The 20605-nt window shown below is 65.8% G+C and carries 22 protein-coding genes; 9 read left to right on the forward strand and 13 right to left on the reverse strand.

Annotation, left to right across the window (positions count from 1 at the left end; translation table 11 throughout):
• Positions 1 to 21 precede the first annotated feature (21 nt).
• Entirely contained in the window at positions 22 to 549 is a 528-nt protein-coding gene (locus tag NU1_RS36950; protein ID WP_067528896.1) for a MarR family winged helix-turn-helix transcriptional regulator, read from the reverse strand.
• Positions 550 to 605: 56 nt separating this feature from the next.
• Here NU1_RS36950 and NU1_RS36955 point away from each other — a divergent pair, with 56 nt between their 5' ends.
• A complete protein-coding gene (locus NU1_RS36955) occupies positions 606 to 2033 on the forward strand; it encodes an MFS transporter (RefSeq protein WP_067528897.1) in 1428 nt (475 codons plus the stop codon).
• A gap of 61 nt (positions 2034 to 2094) precedes the next feature.
• Here NU1_RS36955 and NU1_RS36960 read toward each other — a convergent pair whose 3' ends face one another.
• From NU1_RS36960 to NU1_RS36970, 3 genes are read right to left on the reverse strand one after another with little or no spacing between them, the layout of a single operon-like run.
• Positions 2095 to 2739, reverse strand: coding sequence for a Type 1 glutamine amidotransferase-like domain-containing protein (locus NU1_RS36960; protein WP_067528898.1), 645 nt, complete (start codon positions 2737 to 2739; stop codon positions 2095 to 2097).
• 7 nt (positions 2740 to 2746) lie between these two features.
• Positions 2747 to 3568: a maleylpyruvate isomerase family mycothiol-dependent enzyme gene (locus NU1_RS36965; RefSeq protein ID WP_067528899.1), complete on the reverse strand. Its 822-nt coding sequence runs from the start codon at positions 3566 to 3568 to the stop codon at positions 2747 to 2749.
• Positions 3565 to 4014, reverse strand: coding sequence for an HIT family protein (locus NU1_RS36970; RefSeq protein ID WP_067528900.1), 450 nt, complete (start codon positions 4012 to 4014; stop codon positions 3565 to 3567). The genes NU1_RS36965 and NU1_RS36970 overlap by 4 nt, the downstream gene beginning before the upstream one ends.
• Positions 4015 to 4335: 321 nt before the next feature.
• On the opposite strand from NU1_RS36970, the gene NU1_RS36975 reads away from it, so the two are divergent.
• The 5 genes from NU1_RS36975 to NU1_RS36995 all read left to right on the forward strand — a co-directional run bounded on the left by NU1_RS36975 (position 4336) and on the right by NU1_RS36995 (position 9230).
• Entirely contained in the window at positions 4336 to 5454 is a 1119-nt protein-coding gene (locus NU1_RS36975; RefSeq protein ID WP_067528901.1) for a Re/Si-specific NAD(P)(+) transhydrogenase subunit alpha, read from the forward strand.
• Positions 5454 to 5774: an NAD(P) transhydrogenase subunit alpha part 2 gene (locus tag NU1_RS36980; RefSeq protein ID WP_067528902.1), complete on the forward strand. Its 321-nt coding sequence runs from the start codon at positions 5454 to 5456 to the stop codon at positions 5772 to 5774. Before NU1_RS36975 ends, NU1_RS36980 begins: the two co-directional genes overlap by 1 nt.
• A gap of 3 nt (positions 5775 to 5777) precedes the next feature.
• The gene (locus NU1_RS36985; RefSeq protein WP_067528903.1) at positions 5778 to 7199 is read left to right on the forward strand and encodes an NAD(P)(+) transhydrogenase (Re/Si-specific) subunit beta; all 1422 of its coding nucleotides are present in this window, start codon (positions 5778 to 5780) and stop codon (positions 7197 to 7199) included.
• Positions 7200 to 7563: 364 nt separating this feature from the next.
• Positions 7564 to 8883: an FAD-binding oxidoreductase gene (locus tag NU1_RS36990; RefSeq protein WP_067528904.1), complete on the forward strand. Its 1320-nt coding sequence runs from the start codon at positions 7564 to 7566 to the stop codon at positions 8881 to 8883.
• Positions 8884 to 8939: 56 nt separating this feature from the next.
• Positions 8940 to 9230 (forward strand): GNAT family N-acetyltransferase, encoded by a 291-nt coding sequence (locus tag NU1_RS36995; protein WP_067528905.1) that lies wholly within the window; start codon positions 8940 to 8942, stop codon positions 9228 to 9230.
• A 27-nt stretch (positions 9231 to 9257) separates the two neighbouring features.
• On the opposite strand, the gene NU1_RS37000 is transcribed toward NU1_RS36995, so the two are convergent.
• The 5 genes from NU1_RS37000 to NU1_RS37020 form a co-directional block, all read right to left on the reverse strand.
• Entirely contained in the window at positions 9258 to 9584 is a 327-nt protein-coding gene (locus NU1_RS37000; protein WP_157553505.1) for a hypothetical protein, read from the reverse strand.
• 173 nt (positions 9585 to 9757) lie between these two features.
• Positions 9758 to 10915 (reverse strand): acyl-CoA dehydrogenase, encoded by a 1158-nt coding sequence (locus NU1_RS37005; protein ID WP_067528915.1) that lies wholly within the window; start codon positions 10913 to 10915, stop codon positions 9758 to 9760.
• A 167-nt stretch (positions 10916 to 11082) separates the two neighbouring features.
• The gene (locus NU1_RS37010; protein WP_067528916.1) at positions 11083 to 11751 is read right to left on the reverse strand and encodes a TetR family transcriptional regulator; all 669 of its coding nucleotides are present in this window, start codon (positions 11749 to 11751) and stop codon (positions 11083 to 11085) included.
• Positions 11752 to 11786: 35 nt separating this feature from the next.
• On the reverse strand, positions 11787 to 12290 hold the full coding sequence (gene purE / locus NU1_RS37015) for a 5-(carboxyamino)imidazole ribonucleotide mutase (protein WP_067528906.1): 504 nt from the start codon (positions 12288 to 12290) through the stop codon (positions 11787 to 11789).
• The gene (locus NU1_RS37020; RefSeq protein ID WP_067528907.1) at positions 12283 to 13506 is read right to left on the reverse strand and encodes a 5-(carboxyamino)imidazole ribonucleotide synthase; all 1224 of its coding nucleotides are present in this window, start codon (positions 13504 to 13506) and stop codon (positions 12283 to 12285) included. The genes purE and NU1_RS37020 overlap by 8 nt, the downstream gene beginning before the upstream one ends.
• 63 nt (positions 13507 to 13569) lie before the next feature.
• On the opposite strand from NU1_RS37020, the gene NU1_RS37025 reads away from it, so the two are divergent.
• Entirely contained in the window at positions 13570 to 14112 is a 543-nt protein-coding gene (locus tag NU1_RS37025; RefSeq protein ID WP_067528908.1) for a GtrA family protein, read from the forward strand.
• Between the two features lie 119 nt (positions 14113 to 14231).
• On the opposite strand, the gene NU1_RS37030 is transcribed toward NU1_RS37025, so the two are convergent.
• From NU1_RS37030 to NU1_RS37040, 3 genes are all read right to left on the reverse strand, one after another.
• Positions 14232 to 15533, reverse strand: coding sequence for a sensor histidine kinase (locus NU1_RS37030; protein ID WP_067528909.1), 1302 nt, complete (start codon positions 15531 to 15533; stop codon positions 14232 to 14234).
• A gap of 129 nt (positions 15534 to 15662) precedes the next feature.
• A complete protein-coding gene (locus NU1_RS37035) occupies positions 15663 to 16340 on the reverse strand; it encodes a response regulator transcription factor (RefSeq protein WP_067528910.1) in 678 nt (225 codons plus the stop codon).
• Between the two features lie 9 nt (positions 16341 to 16349).
• A complete protein-coding gene (locus NU1_RS37040; protein WP_067528911.1) occupies positions 16350 to 16901 on the reverse strand; it encodes a PH domain-containing protein in 552 nt (183 codons plus the stop codon).
• Between the two features lie 188 nt (positions 16902 to 17089).
• Here NU1_RS37040 and NU1_RS37045 point away from each other — a divergent pair, with 188 nt between their 5' ends.
• Positions 17090 to 18043 (forward strand): acyl-ACP desaturase, encoded by a 954-nt coding sequence (locus NU1_RS37045; RefSeq protein WP_067528917.1) that lies wholly within the window; start codon positions 17090 to 17092, stop codon positions 18041 to 18043.
• 61 nt (positions 18044 to 18104) lie between these two features.
• A complete protein-coding gene (locus NU1_RS37050) occupies positions 18105 to 19499 on the forward strand; it encodes a serine/threonine-protein kinase (RefSeq protein WP_169815195.1) in 1395 nt (464 codons plus the stop codon).
• A gap of 181 nt (positions 19500 to 19680) precedes the next feature.
• Here the strand turns inward: NU1_RS37050 and NU1_RS37055 are convergent, their stop codons facing one another.
• A complete protein-coding gene (locus NU1_RS37055; protein ID WP_067528913.1) occupies positions 19681 to 20475 on the reverse strand; it encodes a biotin--[acetyl-CoA-carboxylase] ligase in 795 nt (264 codons plus the stop codon).
• Between the last annotated feature and the right edge of the window lie 130 nt (positions 20476 to 20605).

A 20605-nucleotide genomic window follows, 5' to 3' on the forward strand; every position in this document is an offset into this window, starting at 1 on the left:
GTTACCCCAACCCCACCCGGATCACCCCTCAGTACCGGTACGCGGGTACGCCTCCCCGGTTTCCAGACAACTGGAGTGATCAGCGAAATCGTCGATCATGCGGTGGTTCAGAGTCGCCAGCAGCGCCAAGTCTTCCGACGACCAGGCCGTGAGAGCTTCACGCATCCAGCGGAGTTGGACGGAGCGGATGGCCTCGACGACGTCGTGCCCGGATTGCGTGGGTTGGACGCGTTGGGCGCGCCGGTCGTCGGGATCGGCGACGCGTTCGACGAGGCCGGTGCGTTCCAGGCGCTGGACCTGGCGGGTGACGTGGGGCGCTTCGACATCGAGGCGGATAGCGAGCTCTCCCAGGCGCATTGGTTCCGCCGCGTCGGCGAGCGTACGTAGCAGCGGGACACTGGCGCGGTCCACGGTGATACCGGCGGCATTGATGGCGCGGTCGTGGCGGCGGGCTCTGGTCAGCAGATACGCGATACGCGCCATGGCGCGCTCGAGCTCGACGATGTGAGCCGCGTCCTCCATATCGGAGGTGGCTCTGGGGGGAAGCATGTGGTTATCTTACGAAACCTATTTACTTAATTTTGGTAAGTAATACAGAGGATCATATGACTACCACCACCGCGGTCGCCGGAACCGACTCCGACGGCCGTTCCAAGGCACATCTCGGCCTGACCCTGCTTGCCCTGTGTGCCGCCGGACTGGTGGTGTCGCTGCAGCAGACCGTGGTCATTCCGCTGCTGCCCCGCATGATCGTCCAGCTCGATACCGACGTCTCCGGCGTCACCTGGCTGTTCACCGCCTCCCTGCTCACCGGCGCGGTATCCACTCCCCTGCTCTCGCGTTTCGGCGATATGTACGGCAAGAAGCCGATGGTGTTGACCGCCATGGGCCTGCTCATTATCGGCTCGGTCATCTGCGCCCTCGCCGATACGCTCGGCGTCTACATTGCCGGCCGCGCGCTGCAAGGCACCTCGGCCGCCATGATCCCGCTCGCCATCGGCATCATTCGCGACACCTTCCCGCGCGAACGCCTGATCGGTGCGATCGGCGTCGTCTCCGGCACCATGGGCGTCGGCGGCACCGTCGGCCTGCTCGTCACCGGCCTCATCGCCGACCGCACCCAGGACCCGCATCCGGTGTTCTGGCTGACCGCGGCACTCGGCGTGCTCGCCGCCATCCTGATCCAGGTGAGCGCCCAGAACAATGGCGTGCGGCACGGCGGCAGGCCCGACTACATCGGCGCGATACTGCTGGCCGGGCTACTGATCTGCCTGCTACTCGGCATCAGCCAGGGGCCGCGCTGGGGTTGGGGTTCCGGTTCGGTGATCGGCCTGTTCGTCGCCGCCATCGCCCTCACCGTGGTGTGGGTATTCGTGGAGCTCAGGGTTTCTCAGCCGCTGGTGCGACTGCCGCTACTGGTCGGTCCGCAGTCGCTGTCGGCGAATCTCGCGTCGGCGCTACTCGGCTTCTCCATGTTCGGATCCTTCACGCTCGTCTCGAATTTCATTCAGACGCCCGCCGACAAGGTCGGCTACGGCCTGTCCGGATCCGTACTCGCCGTTGGCCTCTACGGCATTCCGAGCGCGGCGCTGATGACCTTCTTCTCCTTCCGCACCGGCAAGATCGCGGGCAGGATCGGACCGGCCTACACCCTGGCCATCGGCGCGGGCTTCGCCGGTGCGTCCATGGCGTGGCTGGCGATCTCCCACGATCACGGCTACGACATGGTGATCGCACAGCTCCTGCAGGGCACCGGCTTCGGTATCGGCTACGCGGCGCTGGGCACCCTGGCCGTACAGCATGTATCCATGAGCGAGAGCGGAATCGCCTCCGGCATCAACTCACTCGTCCGTACCGCGGGCGGCAGTATCGCGGGGGCGGTCACGGCGTCGATCCTGTCGACACATGTCATTACCGGGACCCAGGTGCCGACATTGAACGCCTACGTGGCCAGCTTCGCCATTCTGTCGGTCGGCGCGTTCCTGACGGCCGCCGTGGCTCTTGGGCACGGGTTGCGACACAAGGGCGAATAGCTCTGCGGGAGTCGTGGATTCCGGCCAAAAGCACGCCGGAATGACGGTGATTGTCCGCGATTCAGGCCGAGGTCAGGACTGTGCGGCGGTCCCCGTCGACGATTACCGCGTCGTCATCGGTCAGCGCCCAGTGCGGAACTCCTGCAAGTCGGTACTCCCGAGCCAACTTTCGACTCAGACCCTCCGGGTCGGTGGGTGAATCCAGGTGCGGCACAATCCGATGATCGACCAAACCCAGGCCGTCCCATAACGCTTCGGTACCGCAGGCGGATCTGACCTCGGCCGGATCATCCATGGACTCCAATCCATACAGGTCGGGAGTCATGACGCAAGCGCCCGCGCTGTACCCGGCGTAGACGAACGCGTCGGCGGCGAGTAGCCGAGCGAAGATGAGATCGGCTCCGCTGCGGGCGAATTGGGCGCGCAGTACGAAGGTATTGCCACCGCGCACCCACACCAGCGGAAACCCGACGAGCACCCGTTCCAGCTCTGCCGCCTGGCCGATGTAGTCGCGCAGATCCACCACCTCCGGCTCGAATCCCAAGCGACGCAACGGAACCAGATCGCTGGTCACGGCACTCGCCCAGGCCGATGGCCAGGCATCGCAGGCATTCGCGATCACCGCGACCCGACCCGGTGCCCCGACCAGCCCGAGCAATCGGTCGTAGTGCGCACCGAACCGATACGCGGAGAGAAAGAGCCGCATCGCCGACTCAGATGGTGAAGGCGAGGTTGCGGACCAGGCGGTTGCCGAGTTCGGTGTCACCACTGACGGCGATCTCGTCGATATGCGCGTCGGCACTGGTCCGACCACCGCGTAGCCGGGCGAAGAGTCCCGATTCCATGCCGACCACGACCGTGGCCGGACCGTCGAGGGTCTCGACCGGATTCGCGCGGCCGCCCGCCACCGCGATATGCACGGTACGCGGCGACGGCCCACCCAGTTCGAAGGTGACGCGCGAACCGTCCGGCGCGCCCGCGCCCTTCACCACCGACCTCCCGATACCGAAGATGAGCTCGGCGAAGGCGGCTTCGGCCCGCGGCCCGCCCTCGTCGACCGCGACCCGCAAACCGTCGGCGATATCGTGTTCGTGCATCCAGCAGTCGAAGATACGGATTCGCATGAACCGCCCGTAGGGCACCAGGCCCACCGGCGACGGCCCCGGCTCCGCCCACGCCGCATCATCCATGTCGGCCAGGACCTTCAGCCGACGGTCGGTGATCTCCCGGAAGCGCTCCAGCAGTGCGGTGCCCGACAGTGGTCGCAGCGCTTCGATCCACTTCTCGTTCAACGCGCCGATCTCATTGCGAACATGGGCGAACCCACTCACATCGGCCTCCGGCGGATACTCCCCCATCAGCACCAATTCGGTGCCGATGACATGGGCGATCACATCGAATACGGTCCAACCGGGCAGCGATGAGGCGGTGCGCCATGCGGATTCGTCCAGCCCGTCCACTAGGCGGGCGAGCGCGTCCCACTGGTCGGATAGGTTCGCGATGATTTGCCCGCGGTCCGGCACGGTGTCGGTCATGCGCTCGTTTCCTCTTCTTCTTCGGCGAGCCGGTCCAGTCCGGATCGGATGGCGGCGGCGGCGGATTCGCGGTCGTAGGGGCGACGCATGACGAGCCCCCTGGCGAAGGCCAGCTTGTCGCCGGAGCGCCGGGGCACGACATGCAGATGAACGTGATCCACGGTCTGGAAAGCGGCTTTGCCGTCATTGATCACCAGGTTCGCGCCATCGGCCGCGAGATCGCCGCGTCGCACCGCCTTGGCCAGGCGATGGCCGAAGGCGAACAGCCGCGCGCCGAGCGCGGGCTCGAGATCGTTCAGATCGGTGGCATGCGTTTTGGGGATAACCAGCGTGTGCCCGCGTGTGATCGGCCGGATATCGAGGAACGCCAACAGCACGTCGTCCTCGTAGACCTTGGTCGACGGTGCGGTGCCCGCGACGACCCGGCAGAAGATGCAGCCACTCACCCGGCTGAGATTACGGCGTAAAAGTGAGGCGCGACACCCCCGAGCGACCGGATGGGCGTCCCACCTGGTCGCACACCCGCAGGTTAGGAACCGGACGAGGGAGTACGTACTTGTGGCCGGTCGCTCGACAACCGAGTATTAGCGAGCCCTGATTGCGAGGAAAGGTGGGGTTTTCCCAGGAGGTGTCGTACGGCGTTCGCGCCGCGCACTGTGACAGCCATCTCCACTAGGCTCACCGCGAGCCGGGTACAGTTGCGAGAATTCTCTCGAACTTACTCAAGGGTAAGTTTACGGACTCACCACGAGAAGGAAGTTAGACAAGTGGACACAACGCAGAGCGCACAGACAGCTGCGCCCCGCGGTGCGCGCGTCGGCGTGGTTCGCGAGACGAACACCGACGAACGACGTGTCGCATTGGTGCCGAAGATCATTCCGTCCCTGCTGAAGCAGGGTGTGGAAGTGATCGTCGAGTCCGGTGCCGGTCTGGGCGCGCTCATTCCCGATGAGCTCTACACCGCGGCGGGCGCGACGATCGGCGATCCGTGGAGCGCCGATGTGGTGGTCAAGGTCGCGCCGCCCAATGACGACGAGATCGCCAAGCTCACCAGCGGACAGACCCTCATCGGGTTCCTCGCCCCGCGCAATGCCGATACCAAGATCGGTGCGCTGAAAAAGGCCGGGGTGCAGGCGTTCGCGGTCGAGGCCATCCCGCGCATCTCGCGCGCACAGGTGATGGACGCACTGTCGTCGCAGGCGAATGTGGCCGGTTATAAGGCCGTGCTGCTGGCCGCGTCGGAGTCCACCCGCTTCTTCCCCATGCTCACCACCGCGGCAGGCACCGTGAAGCCCGCGACCGTGCTGGTACTCGGCGTCGGCGTCGCCGGGCTGCAGGCCCTCGCGACCGCCAAGCGGCTCGGCGGCCGGGCCACCGGATACGACGTGCGGCCCGAGGTCGCCGATCAGGTGCGCTCGGTCGGTGCGCAGTGGCTCGATCTGGGAATCGACGCCGCCGGTGAGGGCGGCTACGCCCGCGAACTCACCGATGACGAGAAGGCCCAGCAGCAGCAGGCTTTGGAGAACGCCATCAAGGGCTTCGACGTGGTGATCACCACCGCGCTCGTCCCCGGCCGCCCCGCGCCGCGGCTGGTTACCGCCGCCGCCGTCGAGGGTATGAAGCCCGGCAGCGTGATCATCGATCTCGCTGGTGAGACCGGCGGTAACTGTGAGCTGACCGAACCCGGCAAAACCGTTGTGAAACACGGCGTCACCATCGCCTCGCCGCTGAACCTGCCCGCCACCATGCCGGAGCACGCCAGCGAGCTGTACTCGAAGAACATCTCCGCCCTGCTCGAACTGATGCTCAAAGATGGTGCGCTCGCACCGGATTTCGAAGATCAGGTGCTGGCGGACTCCTGCGTGACACGTGAGGTGGAAGCCTGATGTACACCGAACTGCTCGCGAATATCGCGATACTGGTGCTGTCCGGATTCGTCGGCTTCGCCGTCATCTCCAAGGTGCCCAACACCCTGCACACCCCGCTCATGTCCGGCACCAACGCCATTCACGGCATTGTCGTGCTCGGCGCACTGGTCGTACTGGGCAAGGTACAGGACCCGTCGATCGGGATGCAGATCATTCTGTTCGTCGCCGTCGTCTTCGGCACCCTGAACGTCATCGGCGGATTCGTCGTGACCGACCGCATGCTCGGCATGTTCAAGGGCAAGAAGTCCGCCGCCGACTCTGCGAAGGCGGGGAAGTAAGCCATGGACAACCTGGTCAATATCCTCTACATCATCGCCTTCTCGATGTTCATCTACGGTCTGATGGGTCTGACCGGCCCCAAGACCGCAGTGCGCGGCAACTGGATCGCCGCGGTCGGTATGGCTCTCGCCGTGGTCGCGACGCTGATCGCGGTGCGCGATACCGGCAACTGGATCATTATCGCCGCCGGTCTGATCGTCGGTGTGGTGCTGGGTGTCCCCCCGGCCAAGTTCACCAAGATGACCGAGATGCCGCAGCTGGTCGCCGCCTTCAATGGCGTCGGCGGTGGCACCGTCGCCCTCATCGCCTGGGCGGAATTCCTCGACACCAGCGGATTCTCGAACTTCAAGCACGGTGAGGAACCGACGGTCCACATCGTGATCGGCTCGCTGTTCGCGGCCATCATCGGTTCCATCTCGTTCTGGGGTTCACTGATCGCCTTCGGCAAGCTGCAGGAAATCCTGCCCGGTCGCCCGATCGGCCTCGGCCGACTCCAGCAGCCGCTGAACCTGCTGCTGGTCATCGGCGCGATCGCCGCCTCGGTCGTCATCGGAATCTCGGCCGCCGACGGCGGTGCGTCGGGATGGGTGATGGTCGCCGTATTGGTGCTCGCGGGCGTGCTCGGCCTCATGGTGGTGCTGCCCATCGGTGGCGCGGATATGCCGGTCGTCATCTCCCTGCTCAACGCACTCACCGGATTGTCCGCCGCCGCAGCCGGTTTGGCGCTCAACAACACCGCCATGATCGTGGCGGGCATGATCGTCGGCGCGTCCGGCACCATCCTCACCAACCTCATGGCCAAGGCCATGAACCGGTCCATCCCCGCCATTGTCGCGGGCGGATTCGGTGGTGGCGGAACGGCTCCCGGCGCATCCGGCGACGGCGAGGTCAAAACCGCCAAGGCCACCTCGGCGGCCGATGCCGCCGTCCAGATGGCCTACGCCAACCAGGTCATCGTGGTGCCCGGCTACGGTATGGCCGTCGCCCAGGCCCAGCACGCGGTCAAGGAGATGGCCGAACTCCTCGAAGCCAAGGGCGTCGAGGTCAAATACGCCATCCACCCGGTCGCCGGTCGGATGCCCGGCCACATGAACGTGCTGCTGGCCGAAGCCGAGGTCTCCTACGACGCCATGAAGGAAATGGACGATATCAACGGCGAATTCGGCCGCACCGATGTCGCCCTGGTCATCGGCGCCAACGATGTCACCAACCCGGCAGCCCGCGAGGACGCTTCGTCCCCGATCTACGGCATGCCCGTGTTGAACGTCGACAAGGCCAAATCGGTCATCGTGCTCAAGCGCTCGATGAACTCCGGCTTCGCCGGAATCGACAACCCGCTCTTCTACGCCGACACCACCTCCATGCTGTTCGGCGACGCCAAGAAGTCGGTCAGCGCGGTCACCGAGGAACTCAAGGCGCTGTAGGACAACGCCTCACCGAGCCACAGCGGCCCGTACCCCGGAAAAGGGATACGGGCCGTTGGCATTTCCGGCGGTCTCGATCGTCGGCACACATGCCCTGCGTTCCGCGGACGGGTCCATCCGTTCGACTATGCCGAGAACGCCTTTCAGGCGCGGGATCCCGACCCGGGCCAAGATTGTCGAGTTGCACCGCGCCTGGTTCGAGGGCTTCTCCCGTTGCTGGTGGAACTCGGATAACCGGTTCGCGGCCGCTAGTCGCTACCGGCTCATGCCGGTGCCACACTTTTCCCGGCCGACCACGTAGTTTTTCAGTGTGGACCCGCACAGCTCTGCTCTCGACTCACTGCGCGCACTATTGCCGGACGGCATGGTGGTCACCGATCCTGATGTGCTCGGCGGATATCGGCAGGATCGGGCGTTCGATCCGGATGCCGGGACGGCGCTGGCGCTGGTTCGGCCGACCGCTACCGAACAGGTGGCGGCGGTGGTGACGTGGGCGCACGAGCATCGGGTGCCGGTGGTGCCGCGTGGGGCGGGTACGGGGCTGTCCGGTGGAGCGACCGCGCAGGATGGGGCGCTGCTGCTGAGTACCGAGCGGATGCGGGCGATCACCGTGGATCCGGTGACGCGGACCGCCGTGGTGCAGCCGGGCCTGTTGAATGCCGAGGTGAAGCGGGCGGTGGCCGAACAGGGGCTGTGGTATCCGCCGGATCCGTCCTCGTTCGAGATCTGCTCCATCGGTGGAAACGCCGCTACCAATGCGGGTGGGCTGTGCTGCGTGAAGTATGGCGTCACAACCGATTACGTGCTCGGCATGGAGGTCGTGCTGGCCGATGGCACCGTGGTGCGGTTGGGTGGGCCGCGGTTGAAGGATTCCGCCGGGCTATCGCTGACCAAGCTGTTCGTGGGCAGCGAGGGCACGCTCGGAGTCATTACCGAGCTGACGCTGCGACTGCTGCCCGCGCAGCCGCCGCAATCCACGGTCGTCGCCACCTTCCCGACGATGACCGCCGCGACCGAAGCCATTCTCGCCATTACCGGCGCGTTGCGACCATCCATGCTGGAGTTCATGGACTCGGTGTCCATCAACGCTGTCGAGGACGAATTGCGCATGGGCCTGGATCGAAATGCGGCGGGGCTCTTGGTGGCTCGCTCCGACGCCCCCGGGGAACACGCCGGACACGAGGCCGACATCATGCTCGCCGCCTGCGAAAAAGCCGGGGCCACCGAGGCTTTCCGCACCGATGATCCCGAAGAGGGCGAAGCATTCTGCGCGGCACGGCGTTTCGCTATTCCAGCCCTGGAACGCAAAGGGCCGCTCCTGCTCGAGGATGTCGGTGTGCCGCTGCCCCGATTGGGCGACCTGATTACGGGTATCGCCGACATCGCGGAGCGCCGCCAGGTGCTGGTATCGGTCATCGCGCACGCCGGTGACGGCAATACCCATCCGCTGATCGTGCACGACCCGAACAATGCCGACGAAACCGCGCGGGCGCACCTGGCCTTCGGCGAAATCATGGCACTGGCCATCGGGCTGGGCGGCACCATTACCGGCGAACACGGCGTCGGCAGGTTGAAGAAGGCCTGGCTGCCCGATCAGGTCGGCCCGGAGGTGATGGCCCTCACCCGTCGGATCAAAGACGCCCTCGATCCGTACGGCATCCTCAATCCGGGCGCTGTGGTCTGATACGCATTTCGACCGTCTCTCGGAACAAACCTCGCTACAAGGGAGTTCATTCGAATATGACTACCAGGCTCGAACACAATGTCGCGGCCACCCGGTACGAGATCTTTCTCGACGATACGCTCGCCGGATACGCCGACTACACCGAACGCGTCGACGGCGACGTCAAGGTCCGCGACCTCCAACACACCCTGACCTTCCCCGAATTCCGGGGGCGCAAGGTCGCGGCGCAGGTGGTCGAGTACGCGCTGAAGGATTCGCGGGAAGCGGGCTTCTCGATCGTCCCCACCTGCTGGTACGTGGAGAAGTTCATTACGGAGAACCCGGAGTACGCCGACCTGGTCGCCTGAGCCGCGCGTTATCCCGGAGTGAGGCCATCAGCTGCGATGGCGACGGGTCGCCGGACGTCGCCACACCAGGTACTGCTTATCGCTGGTGCTCACCATGGCTTCGATCACCTTCTCGTTGTCGAAGCCCGGCAGTGCCTGCAAGCGCGCCAGGAAGGCGGTGTCGGCCGCCGAATGCGGTACCACGCAACCCTTTCCAGAGGCGCTGATCAGCACGAAGAAAACATCCTCGGCGAACGGCCCGTCCGCCGTGGTGATGATCCGCACCTCGGACAGTTCCGTCCACGAAACCTCTTCCACCCGCCCGTTTTCCAACGTGCGCCGGACGAACCTGTCGTTGATTTCGACTCCGGCCATGGCTCCATAGTGCTCCTGTCGCACCACCGTTGACAGCCCTGAAACCGTGAGTTTCCCAAGGAAGTATAAAGAGGAAAACTCCGGCTAACCGGTCTCGCCGCCGTTCGGCGACGAGACCAGCACCGGAGTTATCCCGTAGCTACAGAACGCGATTCAGCCGATCGCGCGGGAAATCAACGCAGGATGGCACGCGACATGACGACGCGCTGGATCTGGTTGGTGCCCTCGTAGATCTGGGTGATCTTGGCATCGCGCATCATGCGCTCCACCGGGAAGTCGGTGGTGTAGCCCGCGCCACCGAACAGCTGCACGGCATCGGTGGTGACCTCCATGGCCACATCCGAGGCGAAGCACTTGGCGGCCGCGGAGATGAAGCCCAGGTTCTTCTCGCCACGCTCGGCGCGGGCGGCGGAGGTGTAGACCATGAGGCGGGCGGCCTCGACCTTCATGGCCATATCGGCCAGCATGAACTGGGTGTTCTGGAAGTCGGCGATGGCCTTGCCGAACTGCTTGCGGTCCTTGGTGTAGGCGATGGCCGCGTCCAGCGCGCCCTGCGCGATACCCACGGCCTGCGCGCCGATGGTCGGGCGGGTGTGGTCCAGGGTCTGCAGCGCGGTCTTGAAACCGGTGCCCGGCTCGCCGATGATGCGGTCGCCGGGGACCTTGCAGTTCTCGAAGTACAGCTCGGCGGTGGGCGAACCCTTGATGCCCAGCTTGTGCTCCAGTGGGCCGACCACGAAGCCCTCGTCGTCCTTGTGCACCATGAACGCCGAGATGCCATTGGCACCCCTGTCGGCGTCGGTCACAGCCATGACGGTGTACCAGTCGGACTTGCCGCCATTGGTGATCCAGCACTTGGAGCCGTTGATGACCCAGCCGTCGCCGTCCTGGCGGGCGCGGGTGCGCATGGAGGCGGCATCGGAACCGGCCTCGCGCTCCGACAGCGCGTAGGAGGCCATCTTGCCGTCGACGATATCGGCGAGGACCTTGGCCTTCAGCTCCTCGGAGCCGTTGAGGATCAGGCCCATGGTGCCGAGCTTGTTGACGGCCGGAATCAGCGAGGAGGAACCGCAGACGCGGGCGACCTCTTCGATGACGATGCAGGTGGCGACCGAATCGGCGCCCTGGCCGCCGTAGGCCTCGGGCACGTGCACGGCATTGAAACCGGCGGCATTGAGGGCGGTCAGCGCCTCCTGCGGGAACCGGGCATTGCCGTCGACATCCTTCGCGTACGGCGCGATCTCCTTCTCGGACAGACCGCGAATGGCCTCACGCAGCTCGTGGTGGAAATCCTCGAGCTGGAACAGATTGAAATCGGGGTTGCCCGCCATGGGTTTCGCTCCTGGTTCGTCGGTATCGCCGCTGATCATCAGCGCCGTCTCCAGCAAGTCGGCACTCAGTGCCAGTCGTGATCGAGTATACGCCGCGAAAGCGCGGCCACATGCGAATACTCCCCCATCAGGGTGTGGCACGCAGTGTCAGATGCAACACTCGCGACCTAGTCCAGGGTATCCAGGCGACGCGCCAGCAGCTCGGCGACCTGCCGAGACGGCATATCGCGCGGGAACACCGCCACGATCATGTCGTCGGAGTCGGCGGCGGAGGTGCGGCGATCGCGGGGAATGGCCACCAGCGCCGACCGCAGATCGGCCGCGGTCGCATCGCTCTCGCCGCGCACCATACGGCGCAGCAGATAGTTGTGCGTGGCGGTCACGGCCGCGGTGAACTGCACCAGCGCCAGATCGGACCGGCCGCGCAACTGTTCGCGCAGATAGTCGGTGAACAGTCGCTCATAGCGGAAAACCGTGACGATCTCCCGCTCCCGCAGCGCGGGCACCTGCCGCACCACCCGATACCGCCGCGCGGCCAATTCCCGCCACTGCGTGAACCTTTCGAAGACGGCGACCACGGCCTCGCAGACGGCGTCCCACGGATCGCCCTGCGCGGCAGCCAGGAATTCCCGCGCCTGGGTGAGCTGCGATTCGTGATCGGCGAAGACCACATCCTCCTTGGACCGGAACTGCCGGAAAAAGGTCCGGCGCGATATTCCGGCCGCCTCCGCGATCTCATCGACCGAGGTTGCCTCATAACCCTTTTCGGCGAACAGCCGCAGCGCCTGATCGACAACCGTCAGGCGGCGTGCGGTCGCGTCATCATCAGGGGCCACCCGCCCACCGTAACCGGGCGTGCCCACGGTGTTCGTCAGCCGAGCAACTTGTTGCGGAGCGCGGCGTCCTTCTCCAGCACGAGGTTCTCCAGGTCGGCCTGGAATCGCTCCATGCGCGAACGCAATTCGAGGTCGCCGGCCCCGAGAATGCGGGCGGCGAGGAGACCGGCATTGCGCGCGCCACCGATGGAGACGGTGGCGACCGGGACTCCGGCGGGCATCTGGACAATGGACAGCAGCGAGTCCATGCCGTCGAGGTACTTCAACGGGACGGGGACGCCGATGACCGGGAGCGGAGTGGCCGAGGCGACCATGCCCGGCAGATGCGCCGCGCCGCCCGCGCCCGCGATGATCACCTGGATACCGCGACCGGCCGCCTCCTTGGCGTAGTCGAGCATGCGCTGCGGGGTGCGGTGGGCCGAGACGACGCCGACCTCGAAGCGAATGCCGAACTCCGCCAGGGCAATCGCGGCGGCCTCCATGGTGGGCCAGTCCGAATCGGAGCCCATGATCAGGCCTACCTGCGCGGTGTCAGTCATGATGCGGATCCCATCCGTCGGTCCAAATCGCGTGCGACATCCAGTGCGCCGCGCGCTCCGCCTTCTCACGTGTCACGGCGACATCCTCGCCGAGAATATTGATATGCCCGATCTTGCGGTCGGGCCGTTCACCCTTGCCGTAGAGGTGCACCTTCGCCTCGGGCAGGCGGGCGAACAGGTGGTGCAGTCGCTCGTCCATGGACATCTCGGGGGCAACGGCCGCACCGAGGATATTGGCCATGACGGTGACCGGGGCCAACGGCGTCGTGTCACCCAGCGGATAGTCCAGGACGGCGCGCAGATGCTGCTCGAACTGGCCGGTGCGGGCACCGTCCATGCCCCAGTGGCCACTGTTGTGCGGGCGCATGGCGAGCTCGTTGACCAGCAGCTCACCGGACCGGGTTTCGAACAGCTCCACCGCCATGGCACCCGTGACGCCGAGTTCGGCGGCCAGACGCAGAGCGAGCGCGCCGGCCTCGTTGGCGCGGGCCTCCGACAGATCGGGAGCGGGGGCGATGACAATGGCGCACTGGCCATTGCGCTGGACGGTCTCCACCACCGGCCAGGTCGCGGCCTGACCGAAGGTAGACCGCGCGACCATGGCGGACAGCTCGCGCTTCAGGTCCACCTTGACCTCGGCCAGCAGTGAAACTCCGTGCGCGAGTTGATCTTCCACAATGGCGGCGGTCTCTTCGGCGCTCTCGGGCATCCAGACGCCGCGACCGTCGTAGCCGCCGCGCACGGCCTTCAGCACGAAGGGCCAGCCGTGCTCATCACCGAAGGCAATGGCGTCGGCCGCCGATTCGACAGCCGCGAAGGCCGGAATCGGCACACCCAGTTCGGCTAACTTCCGGCGCATGACCAGCTTGTCCTGCGCGAAGACGAGAGCCTGTGGTGGGGGCTGGACATTGACGCCCTCCGCGATGAGCGCCTCGAGGTGCTCGGTGGGCACACCCTCATGGTCGAAGGTCACGGCGTGCGAACCGACGGCAGCCTTGCGCAGCGCGGCCAAATCGGCGTGTGTGCCCAACACCACCTCGGGGGTGACCTGAGCCGCCGGATCGTCGGGATGCTCGGCGAGGACCCGCAGTCGCTGTCCGAGCGCGACCGCGGCCTGATGGGTCATACGCGCCAGCTGACCACCACCGATCATGGTGACGGTGGGCATGGCGGAGGAATCGAACGAACGTGCGCTCACGTTCAGTAATGTTGTCATGACAGCGATACCCCCATGCCTGCGGGTTGCTCACTCGAGATCGTGGGCACGTAGACTCGGCGCGTGTCATTTGTCGACGACGTGGTAAGACGGCTGCCCACACCGCTGCGTGATCTTGCGATCCGCCATCACGAACTGATCAAGTTCGCCATTGTGGGCGCCACCACGTTCATCATCGACAGCGGCATCTTCTACTTCTTGAAATTGACCATTCTGGAGCCCAAGCCGGTAACGGCGAAGATCATCTCCGGCGTGATCGCCGTGATCGCGTCCTACATTCTCAATCGCGAATGGACGTTCGGGAATCGCGGCGGGCGCGAGAAACACCATGAGGCACTGCTGTTCTTCGCGGTCAGCGGCGTCGGCGTGGTGCTGAGCTTCCTACCGCTGTGGGCCTCGCGCTACATATTCCATCTGCAGGTGCCCGAGGTCAGCCTGACGGTCGAGAACATCACCGACTTCATCGCCGCCTTCATCATCGGCAACATGCTGCAGATGATCTTCCGATTCTGGGCCATGCGGCGGTGGGTTTTCCCCGACGATATGCGCCAGATCCAAGAGGAATTCGAAGACCTGATCAACGAAGAGCAGCTGGGCCACAGCTAGCCCGTCATCCCGGTAGCCGCACACACCGTCATCCCGGCGTGCTTTTGGCCGGGATCCACTGCTGATCATGAGGTGGATTCCGGCCAAAGGCACGCCGGAATGACGAGAGGTGATCGCACCTAGCGTGGCTCTGTGACCGCCTCGTTCTGTGCGCGGGACGCACCCGGCGCACCCAGGAACACGGCGAACAGGGCCGGGCGGCGGCGTTGGAGTTCGAGGCGGCCACCATCGGCTTCGATGAGGGCTCGCGCCAAGGCCAGGCCCACACCGGTGGAGCCGCCCGCCGAGAAGCCGCGGTCGAAGATGTGCGGGACCAGCTCATCGCGGACACCATCGCCCTCATCGGCCACCTCCACACAGACCAGGGGCTCACGGCCACCGGTCACCGCGCGCACCGACACCGTGCAGGTGCCGCCGCCGTGCCAGAGGGCGTTATCCACCAGCACCGCGATCGCCTCGCGCAGTCGAGAACCGGTGACGGGCGCGCGCAGCTTCGGATCGCCCGCGAGCACCAGCTTGCGACCCGCCTCCGCGAACGGATGCCGCCATTCCGACACCACCCCGCGCAATTCATCGATCACCTGCACCGGATCACGCTCGGCGGTGCCCTCATCGCGGGAGGCCCGCACCAATTCGTCGATGGCATCGGTGAGCCGATCCACCTGCGCCATGGCCTCCTCCGCCTCGTGCACCACGGCGGGATCGGAGTATTCCGACAGCTCGTCCAGGCGCAGACGCACGGCCGTCAATCGGCTGCGCAGCTGATGGGAAACATCCGCCACCAGGGCGTGCTCGCGCTGTAGCCGTCCGGCGATCTCGACGGTCGCCGAATCCAGGACATCCGATACCCGGTCCAGTTCGGTAATTCCGTGCCGACGCGGATCGGCCCGGAAATCGCCCATGGCCAGCCGGGCGGCGCGCGCGGCCACATCGCGCAGCGGATCGGCCACCCGCCGCGCCGTCACCGTCGCCACCGCGATACCCGCACCCAGGGACAGCAGCACCAGGCCCGCTACCGCACCGAGGGCCTGGCGCTGCATCGAATGCATCGGGGCCGCAGGGGTTTCCAGCCGCAGCGAGACCGAGGTACCCATGGACAGCGACTCCACGATCGGATCGTCCACCTCCGCGACCCCGATATCGATGCGACGTGCGCCGTCCTCCGAGGTCGGATAGATGATGACCAGCTGCCCACCCGCCGGAACGAGCGGTCGCACGGTCCGCAGGTCCAATTCGCCGTGCACCGTGCCGTCCGGTTCCTGGGCGATCACCTCGGTGGAGATGCGTTCCAGGCGACTGCGCAGATCATTGCGGGTCATATCCTCGACCCACTGCCAGGCGGTAAAGGACAGCGGAATGCCGAGCACCATGGTGGTCAGCGTCAGGGCCGCCACCATGGACATGAGAATTCTGCGCCGCATTGTCGACATGCCTCGCTTCACTGATTCATTCCGCAACGACGCCCGAGCGGCGCATACCGGCACCGATCCGTATCGGGGGCGCGCGCACGGGCGGGAACGGCTCGATACCGGCGCGCTCCGGTCGGTGCTCTAGTCGGTATTGAAGCGGAAGCCTACGCCGCGCACCGTCACGATTCGGCGTTCCGCCACCGGCCCCTCGTCGCCGATCTTGCGACGCAACCATGACATATGCATATCCAGGGTTTTCGAACCGCGTAGATCCGCATCGCCCCACACCTCACGCAGAATGATCTCGCGCGGCACCACCTGACCGGCCCGGTCGATGAGCACCTTGAGCAACTCGTACTCCTTATTGGCGAGATTCACCTCGAGACCGTTGACCAGTACCCGGCGGGCGGCGGGCTCCAGGCGGATACCGCCCACCTCCACCGTCTCGTCACCGATTCCGCTGCGCCGCAACAGCGCCCGCACCCGCGCGAGCAGTTCGGCCAAGCGGAACGGCTTGCCCACATAGTCGTCGGCCCCCGCATCCAGCCCCACCACGAAATCGACCTCGTCGGTACGCGCGGTGAGCATCAGCACCGCCAGATCGGCCCCGCGCGCCCGTACCTGTCGGCACACCTCGAGACCATCCATACCGGGCAGGCCGAGATCGAGAATCAGCAGGTCGTGCTCGCCTTCGAGGGCTCGCTGCAGGACCGCGGGCCCGAAACTCTCGACAGTTACCGAATAGCCCTCACGACCCAGCGCTCGCGACAGCGGCGCGGCGATGGCCTCGTCGTCTTCGGCCAGCAGTACGGCGGTCACGGACCAAGACTACGGGTAGCCGCGCTCGGAACCGTAGTAGCCGCCGTTGCTGTCGCGCGGGTCTTGTCGGGCCACGTCGAAAACCTGGTGATACAGCAGCGTGTGCACCCGCTGCACTCGCGGAATGTCGTCGTACTCCAATGGATCCTCCGACGCCGAGCCGATCACCAGCGTGCCGGTGCCCAGCATGCGATCGAAGAGCCCGTGGCGGAACTGCACATTCGAGATCCGGTTCATCGGAATGTCGATACCGGTGTGCGTCAAAACGCCCTGCCGGACAAGTACCCGGCGGTCGGTAATGATGAAATGTGTCGCCTTCCAACGGATCAGCGGCACGAGGCTGCGCCAGCAGACACCCGCCAGCCAGACCACCACAATGCCGATCAAGAGCGCGGACCGCAGCGACCCTTCGGTATTGCGCTCCGCCACTCCCAGCCCGAATCCGGCCAATGCGGTCAGCAGGATGAAAACCACAGCGGGCCAGAACAACATCTTCCAATGTGGATGGCGATGCAGTAGCAGCCGTTCTTCGGGTGCCAACGCCTCCTCCGGATAACCCATGGCCGCAGACTACCGCCCGAAGATGCTCGAATGCCGCACGTGGAACGGCGTTCTGCGGCACAATCGTGCGGCTGCCGCGTACGATCGGCGACCTTCACGTTTCGCCCAATCCGCTTGTCTCGCGCATTCTCTGCTTCGACAACGCGATCGATAGTCCCGTCAGACCCCGCATGACACAGGAGGCGTGTGTGACCAAAGACCTGACTCAGCTCGAGATTCTCACCGCCCTCGAACCGGTGGCCGAGACGAATCTGAATCGGCACCTTTCGATGGCCAAGGAGTGGCATCCGCACGATTACGTGCCCTGGGACGAGGGACGCAACTTCGCGGCCATGGGCGGACAGGACTGGGACCCGTCGCAATCCGGCCTCAGCGAGGTCGCCAAGGTAGCCATGGTCACCAATCTGCTCACCGAGGACAATCTGCCCTCCTACCACCGCGAAATCGCGGAGAGCTTCTCGATGGACGGTGCGTGGGGCACCTGGGTCGGCCGCTGGACGGCCGAGGAGAACCGGCACGGCATCGTTATGCGTGACTACCTGGTGGTCACCCGGAGCGTGGATCCGGTCGCGCTGGAGCAGGCCCGCATGATCCATATGACCAATGGCGTGCAGTCCCCCGAGGAGTGGGGCGGATTCCTCGACAATGTCGCGTATGTGACCTTCCAGGAGCTGGCCACCCGCGTCTCGCATCGCAATACCGGCCGGGTGTGTGATGACGCGGTCGCCGACCGCATGCTGCAGCGCATTGCCGCCGACGAGAACCTGCACATGATCTTCTATCGCACCCTGTGCGGGGCCGGGTTGGATCTCGCGCCGGATCAGGCGATGTTCGCGATTACCAAGGTGCTCACCAATTTCGTCATGCCCGGCTACGGCATGCCCAATTTCCGTCGCAATGGCGTATTGATGGCCAAGCACGGCATCTACGACCTGCGTCAGCATCTGGACGAGGTGGTCAAGCCGGTTTTGAAGCAGTGGAATATCTTCGAGCGCAGTGATTTCGGCGCGCGCGGCGAACAGTGCCGCGAGGTGCTCGGCACCTGGCTGGAGCAGAAGGAAGCCGAAGTGCTGAAATTCGAAGAACAGCGCGACCGGCTGCTGGCCCGCGAGGCCGCGCGCGCCGAACTCCAACCAGTCTGAGAATTTCCCGGCCGATAGGGTAGTCCCCCGATGACAAGAGTCCGGTACGAGAGGATTGTCCTTGGGGGACGGGCGGCTAGGTCGATACCGCCTCGACGAACTGCTGGGTAGTGGTGGCTCGGGGCAGGTTTGGCGTGCGCTCGACACCATGACCGACCGGACCGTGGCCTTGAAGGTATTGGCCCCGGCGCTGGCCGCCGACGCCTCCTATCGGCGGCGATTCGAACGGGAGGCGCGGGCCGCGGCTCGCCTGCGTGGCCCGCATGTGGTGCCGCTGCACCATTTCGGGGAGGTCGAGGGGCGGCTCTTCATCGAGACGGCGTTCATCGACGGCGTCGATCTCGAAAGCCTGCTGGAGTGGGAGGGCGCACGCACGCCGGAAGCGGGCGTGGAGCTCATCGCGCAGGTAGCCACGGCCCTCGACGAAGCGCATGCGGCGGGCGTGATCCACCGTGATGTCAAGCCGTCCAACATTATGGTCGGGCTCGACGATGTGGCCTACCTGATCGACTTCGGGACCGCGCAGCAGGACGGGCAGTCGTCGATGACCTTGTCCGGCATGGTGATCGGAACGCCCGCCTATATGGCCCCGGAGCGATTCACCGGGCACGCGACCGCGCGATCGGATATCTATTCGCTGGCGTGCGTGCTCTACGAATGCCTCACCGGGGAAAGGCCGTTCCGCGAACGAAATCCGGCTCGGCTCATGCACGCCCACGTGAATGTCGAGCCGCCCCGGGCCTCCGATGTGAACTCGGCGGTACCGCGCAGGCTCAACGAAGTCATCGCGCGCGGTATGGCCAAGGATCCGAGTGCCCGGTATGCCAGCGCGGGCGAATTCGCCCGCGCCACGCGAGCGTCGCTGCGGGCACCCGATCCGGACCCGCCGACACTGGCCCTGCCGCCGGTGGCCACCGGTGCGACGACCGACCTCACCCCGCCGACGGAACCCCTCGCCCGGATAGCCAAACCATCTGCCGCGCAACGTGGTTCCCGAACCGGGCGCACCGAGGTCATCGATAAGCGGAGTGTCGATGCCCGCGGGCACCCCGGCACCGAACGCCGGAGAAACCGAAGACGGCTCGCCGCGGCCCTGGTCCCGGCCTCGGTGATCGCGGCGATCATCGGTGCGGCATGGTTTTCGAGCCTCGGTCCCGCCACACAGACGCCGACCACCGTGTCCCCGGCGACATCGGTCCCGGAAACCTCCGAACAGCAACCGATTCCGGCATTGGAACCACTGGCGTCCACAGCCGTGCAACCACCGGTCACCGAATCGGAATCGCCGATCACCGTGCCACCGCAGACCGCCCCGGCGACCGTCCCCCCGCCCGAATCGGACATGCCCGACGATGACACGCCGGACAAGAAACCGGATGCCAAGCCGGACAAGGAAGGCCACGGCGGCGGCAAGCCCAACAACGACAAGTCGGATAGGCCGGACAAGAAGCGCTGACCCGCCCCCACCCTGTCGATCCAGCGTGCTTTCGGCCGGAATCCACCGCGTGCAAGTGTGGATCCCGGCCAAGACCATGCCGGGATGACGAGCGGGACTTCTATCCCACGTACGAACGGATCCCAGCAGAGAACGGGGTATCGCGCGTCGTCAAGAGTGCGACGTAGGCTGCACCCTCGGATCAGACCGCGCGTAGATGGGTGACGTCACCCGCGGACACAGCGCTCGCCCCGATGAGTAGGCGACCGTGCTCGTCGATGTCGGTAGCGATGCCCGTAAGCACCTCACCGCCCGGCAGTTCCGCCCGCACCTGCACGCCGAGGGTGGCGCAGCGCTCGCGGTAGACGGCGGCCAGTTCGGTGACATCCCAACCCGCCGCCTGCCACGCGGCGAAACGCCGCGCGAATTCCCGCAGGATCGACAGCACCAGCTGCGTGCGATCGGCCTTGCCGCCGAGCAGTGTCAGCGAGGTGGCGTGCGGCACCGGCAGTTCCGCCTCGGTGAGACTCACATTGAGCCCCACCCCCATCACGACGGCCGGGTCCGGTGCCGCCGCCGCGACCTCGGCCAGAATCCCGGCCAGCTTGCGCCCGTCGACCAGGACATCGTTGGGCCACTTCAGCGCCGCGTCCACCCCGGCGGTCTCGCGCACGGCGTCGACCACCGCGACTCCCGTCAGCAAGGGCAGCCACCCCAAAACCTCGGGGTCGATCCCCGGCAACCGCACCAGTACCGACATGGCGATCTGCGCCCTGGGCGGACTCACCCACACCCGTTCGTGCCGACCCCGCCCCCGCTCCTGCGCCTCCGCGATCAGCACCAGCCGATCCACCCCCGGATCCGCAGCCCGCGCAACGAGGTCCGCATTGGTCGACCCGGTCGACTCCACCACATCGATCCCGGTGAAGAACCCGAGATCAGGCGATTCCGCAGTCTCGCGCCGCAGCTGTTCGATATCCAAGGGAGCCCTGTCCATGCGGGGCACGCTACTCCCTGTCTTCAACGCCTTCGCCTGGACACGGTCTTCGCCGGGGTTGCGGGTAACGGCTGTTCTCGGGGCCTACGTAGCCAAGTTTTCGAGCGGGCGTGACCGTTCCAGCCGGGTG

It is taken from the genome of Nocardia uniformis NBRC 13702 (assembly GCF_001613345.1).
In the GTDB taxonomy this organism is placed as follows: domain Bacteria; phylum Actinomycetota; class Actinomycetes; order Mycobacteriales; family Mycobacteriaceae; genus Nocardia; species Nocardia uniformis.

Bases quoted from the DNA above. Each gene is read 5' to 3' on its own strand.
- NU1_RS36950 (WP_067528896.1), bottom strand. From the start codon at position 549: ATGCTTCCCCCCAGAGCCACCTCCGATATGGAGGACGCGGCTCACATC.
- NU1_RS36955 (WP_067528897.1), top strand. From the start codon at position 606: ATGACTACCACCACCGCGGTCGCCGGAACCGACTCCGACGGCCGTTCC.
- NU1_RS36960 (WP_067528898.1), bottom strand. From the start codon at position 2,739: ATGCGGCTCTTTCTCTCCGCGTATCGGTTCGGTGCGCACTACGACCGA.
- NU1_RS36965 (WP_067528899.1), bottom strand. From the start codon at position 3,568: ATGACCGACACCGTGCCGGACCGCGGGCAAATCATCGCGAACCTATCC.
- NU1_RS36980 (WP_067528902.1), top strand. From the start codon at position 5,454: ATGTACACCGAACTGCTCGCGAATATCGCGATACTGGTGCTGTCCGGA.
- NU1_RS36985 (WP_067528903.1), top strand. From the start codon at position 5,778: ATGGACAACCTGGTCAATATCCTCTACATCATCGCCTTCTCGATGTTC.
- NU1_RS36990 (WP_067528904.1), top strand. From the start codon at position 7,564: ATGGTGGTCACCGATCCTGATGTGCTCGGCGGATATCGGCAGGATCGG.
- NU1_RS36995 (WP_067528905.1), top strand. From the start codon at position 8,940: ATGACTACCAGGCTCGAACACAATGTCGCGGCCACCCGGTACGAGATC.
- NU1_RS37000 (WP_157553505.1), bottom strand. From the start codon at position 9,584: ATGGCCGGAGTCGAAATCAACGACAGGTTCGTCCGGCGCACGTTGGAA.
- NU1_RS37005 (WP_067528915.1), bottom strand. From the start codon at position 10,915: ATGGCGGGCAACCCCGATTTCAATCTGTTCCAGCTCGAGGATTTCCAC.
- purE (WP_067528906.1), bottom strand. From the start codon at position 12,290: ATGACTGACACCGCGCAGGTAGGCCTGATCATGGGCTCCGATTCGGAC.
- NU1_RS37020 (WP_067528907.1), bottom strand. From the start codon at position 13,506: ATGACAACATTACTGAACGTGAGCGCACGTTCGTTCGATTCCTCCGCC.
- NU1_RS37030 (WP_067528909.1), bottom strand. From the start codon at position 15,533: ATGCGGCGCAGAATTCTCATGTCCATGGTGGCGGCCCTGACGCTGACC.
- NU1_RS37040 (WP_067528911.1), bottom strand. From the start codon at position 16,901: ATGGGTTATCCGGAGGAGGCGTTGGCACCCGAAGAACGGCTGCTACTG.
- NU1_RS37055 (WP_067528913.1), bottom strand. From the start codon at position 20,475: ATGGACAGGGCTCCCTTGGATATCGAACAGCTGCGGCGCGAGACTGCG.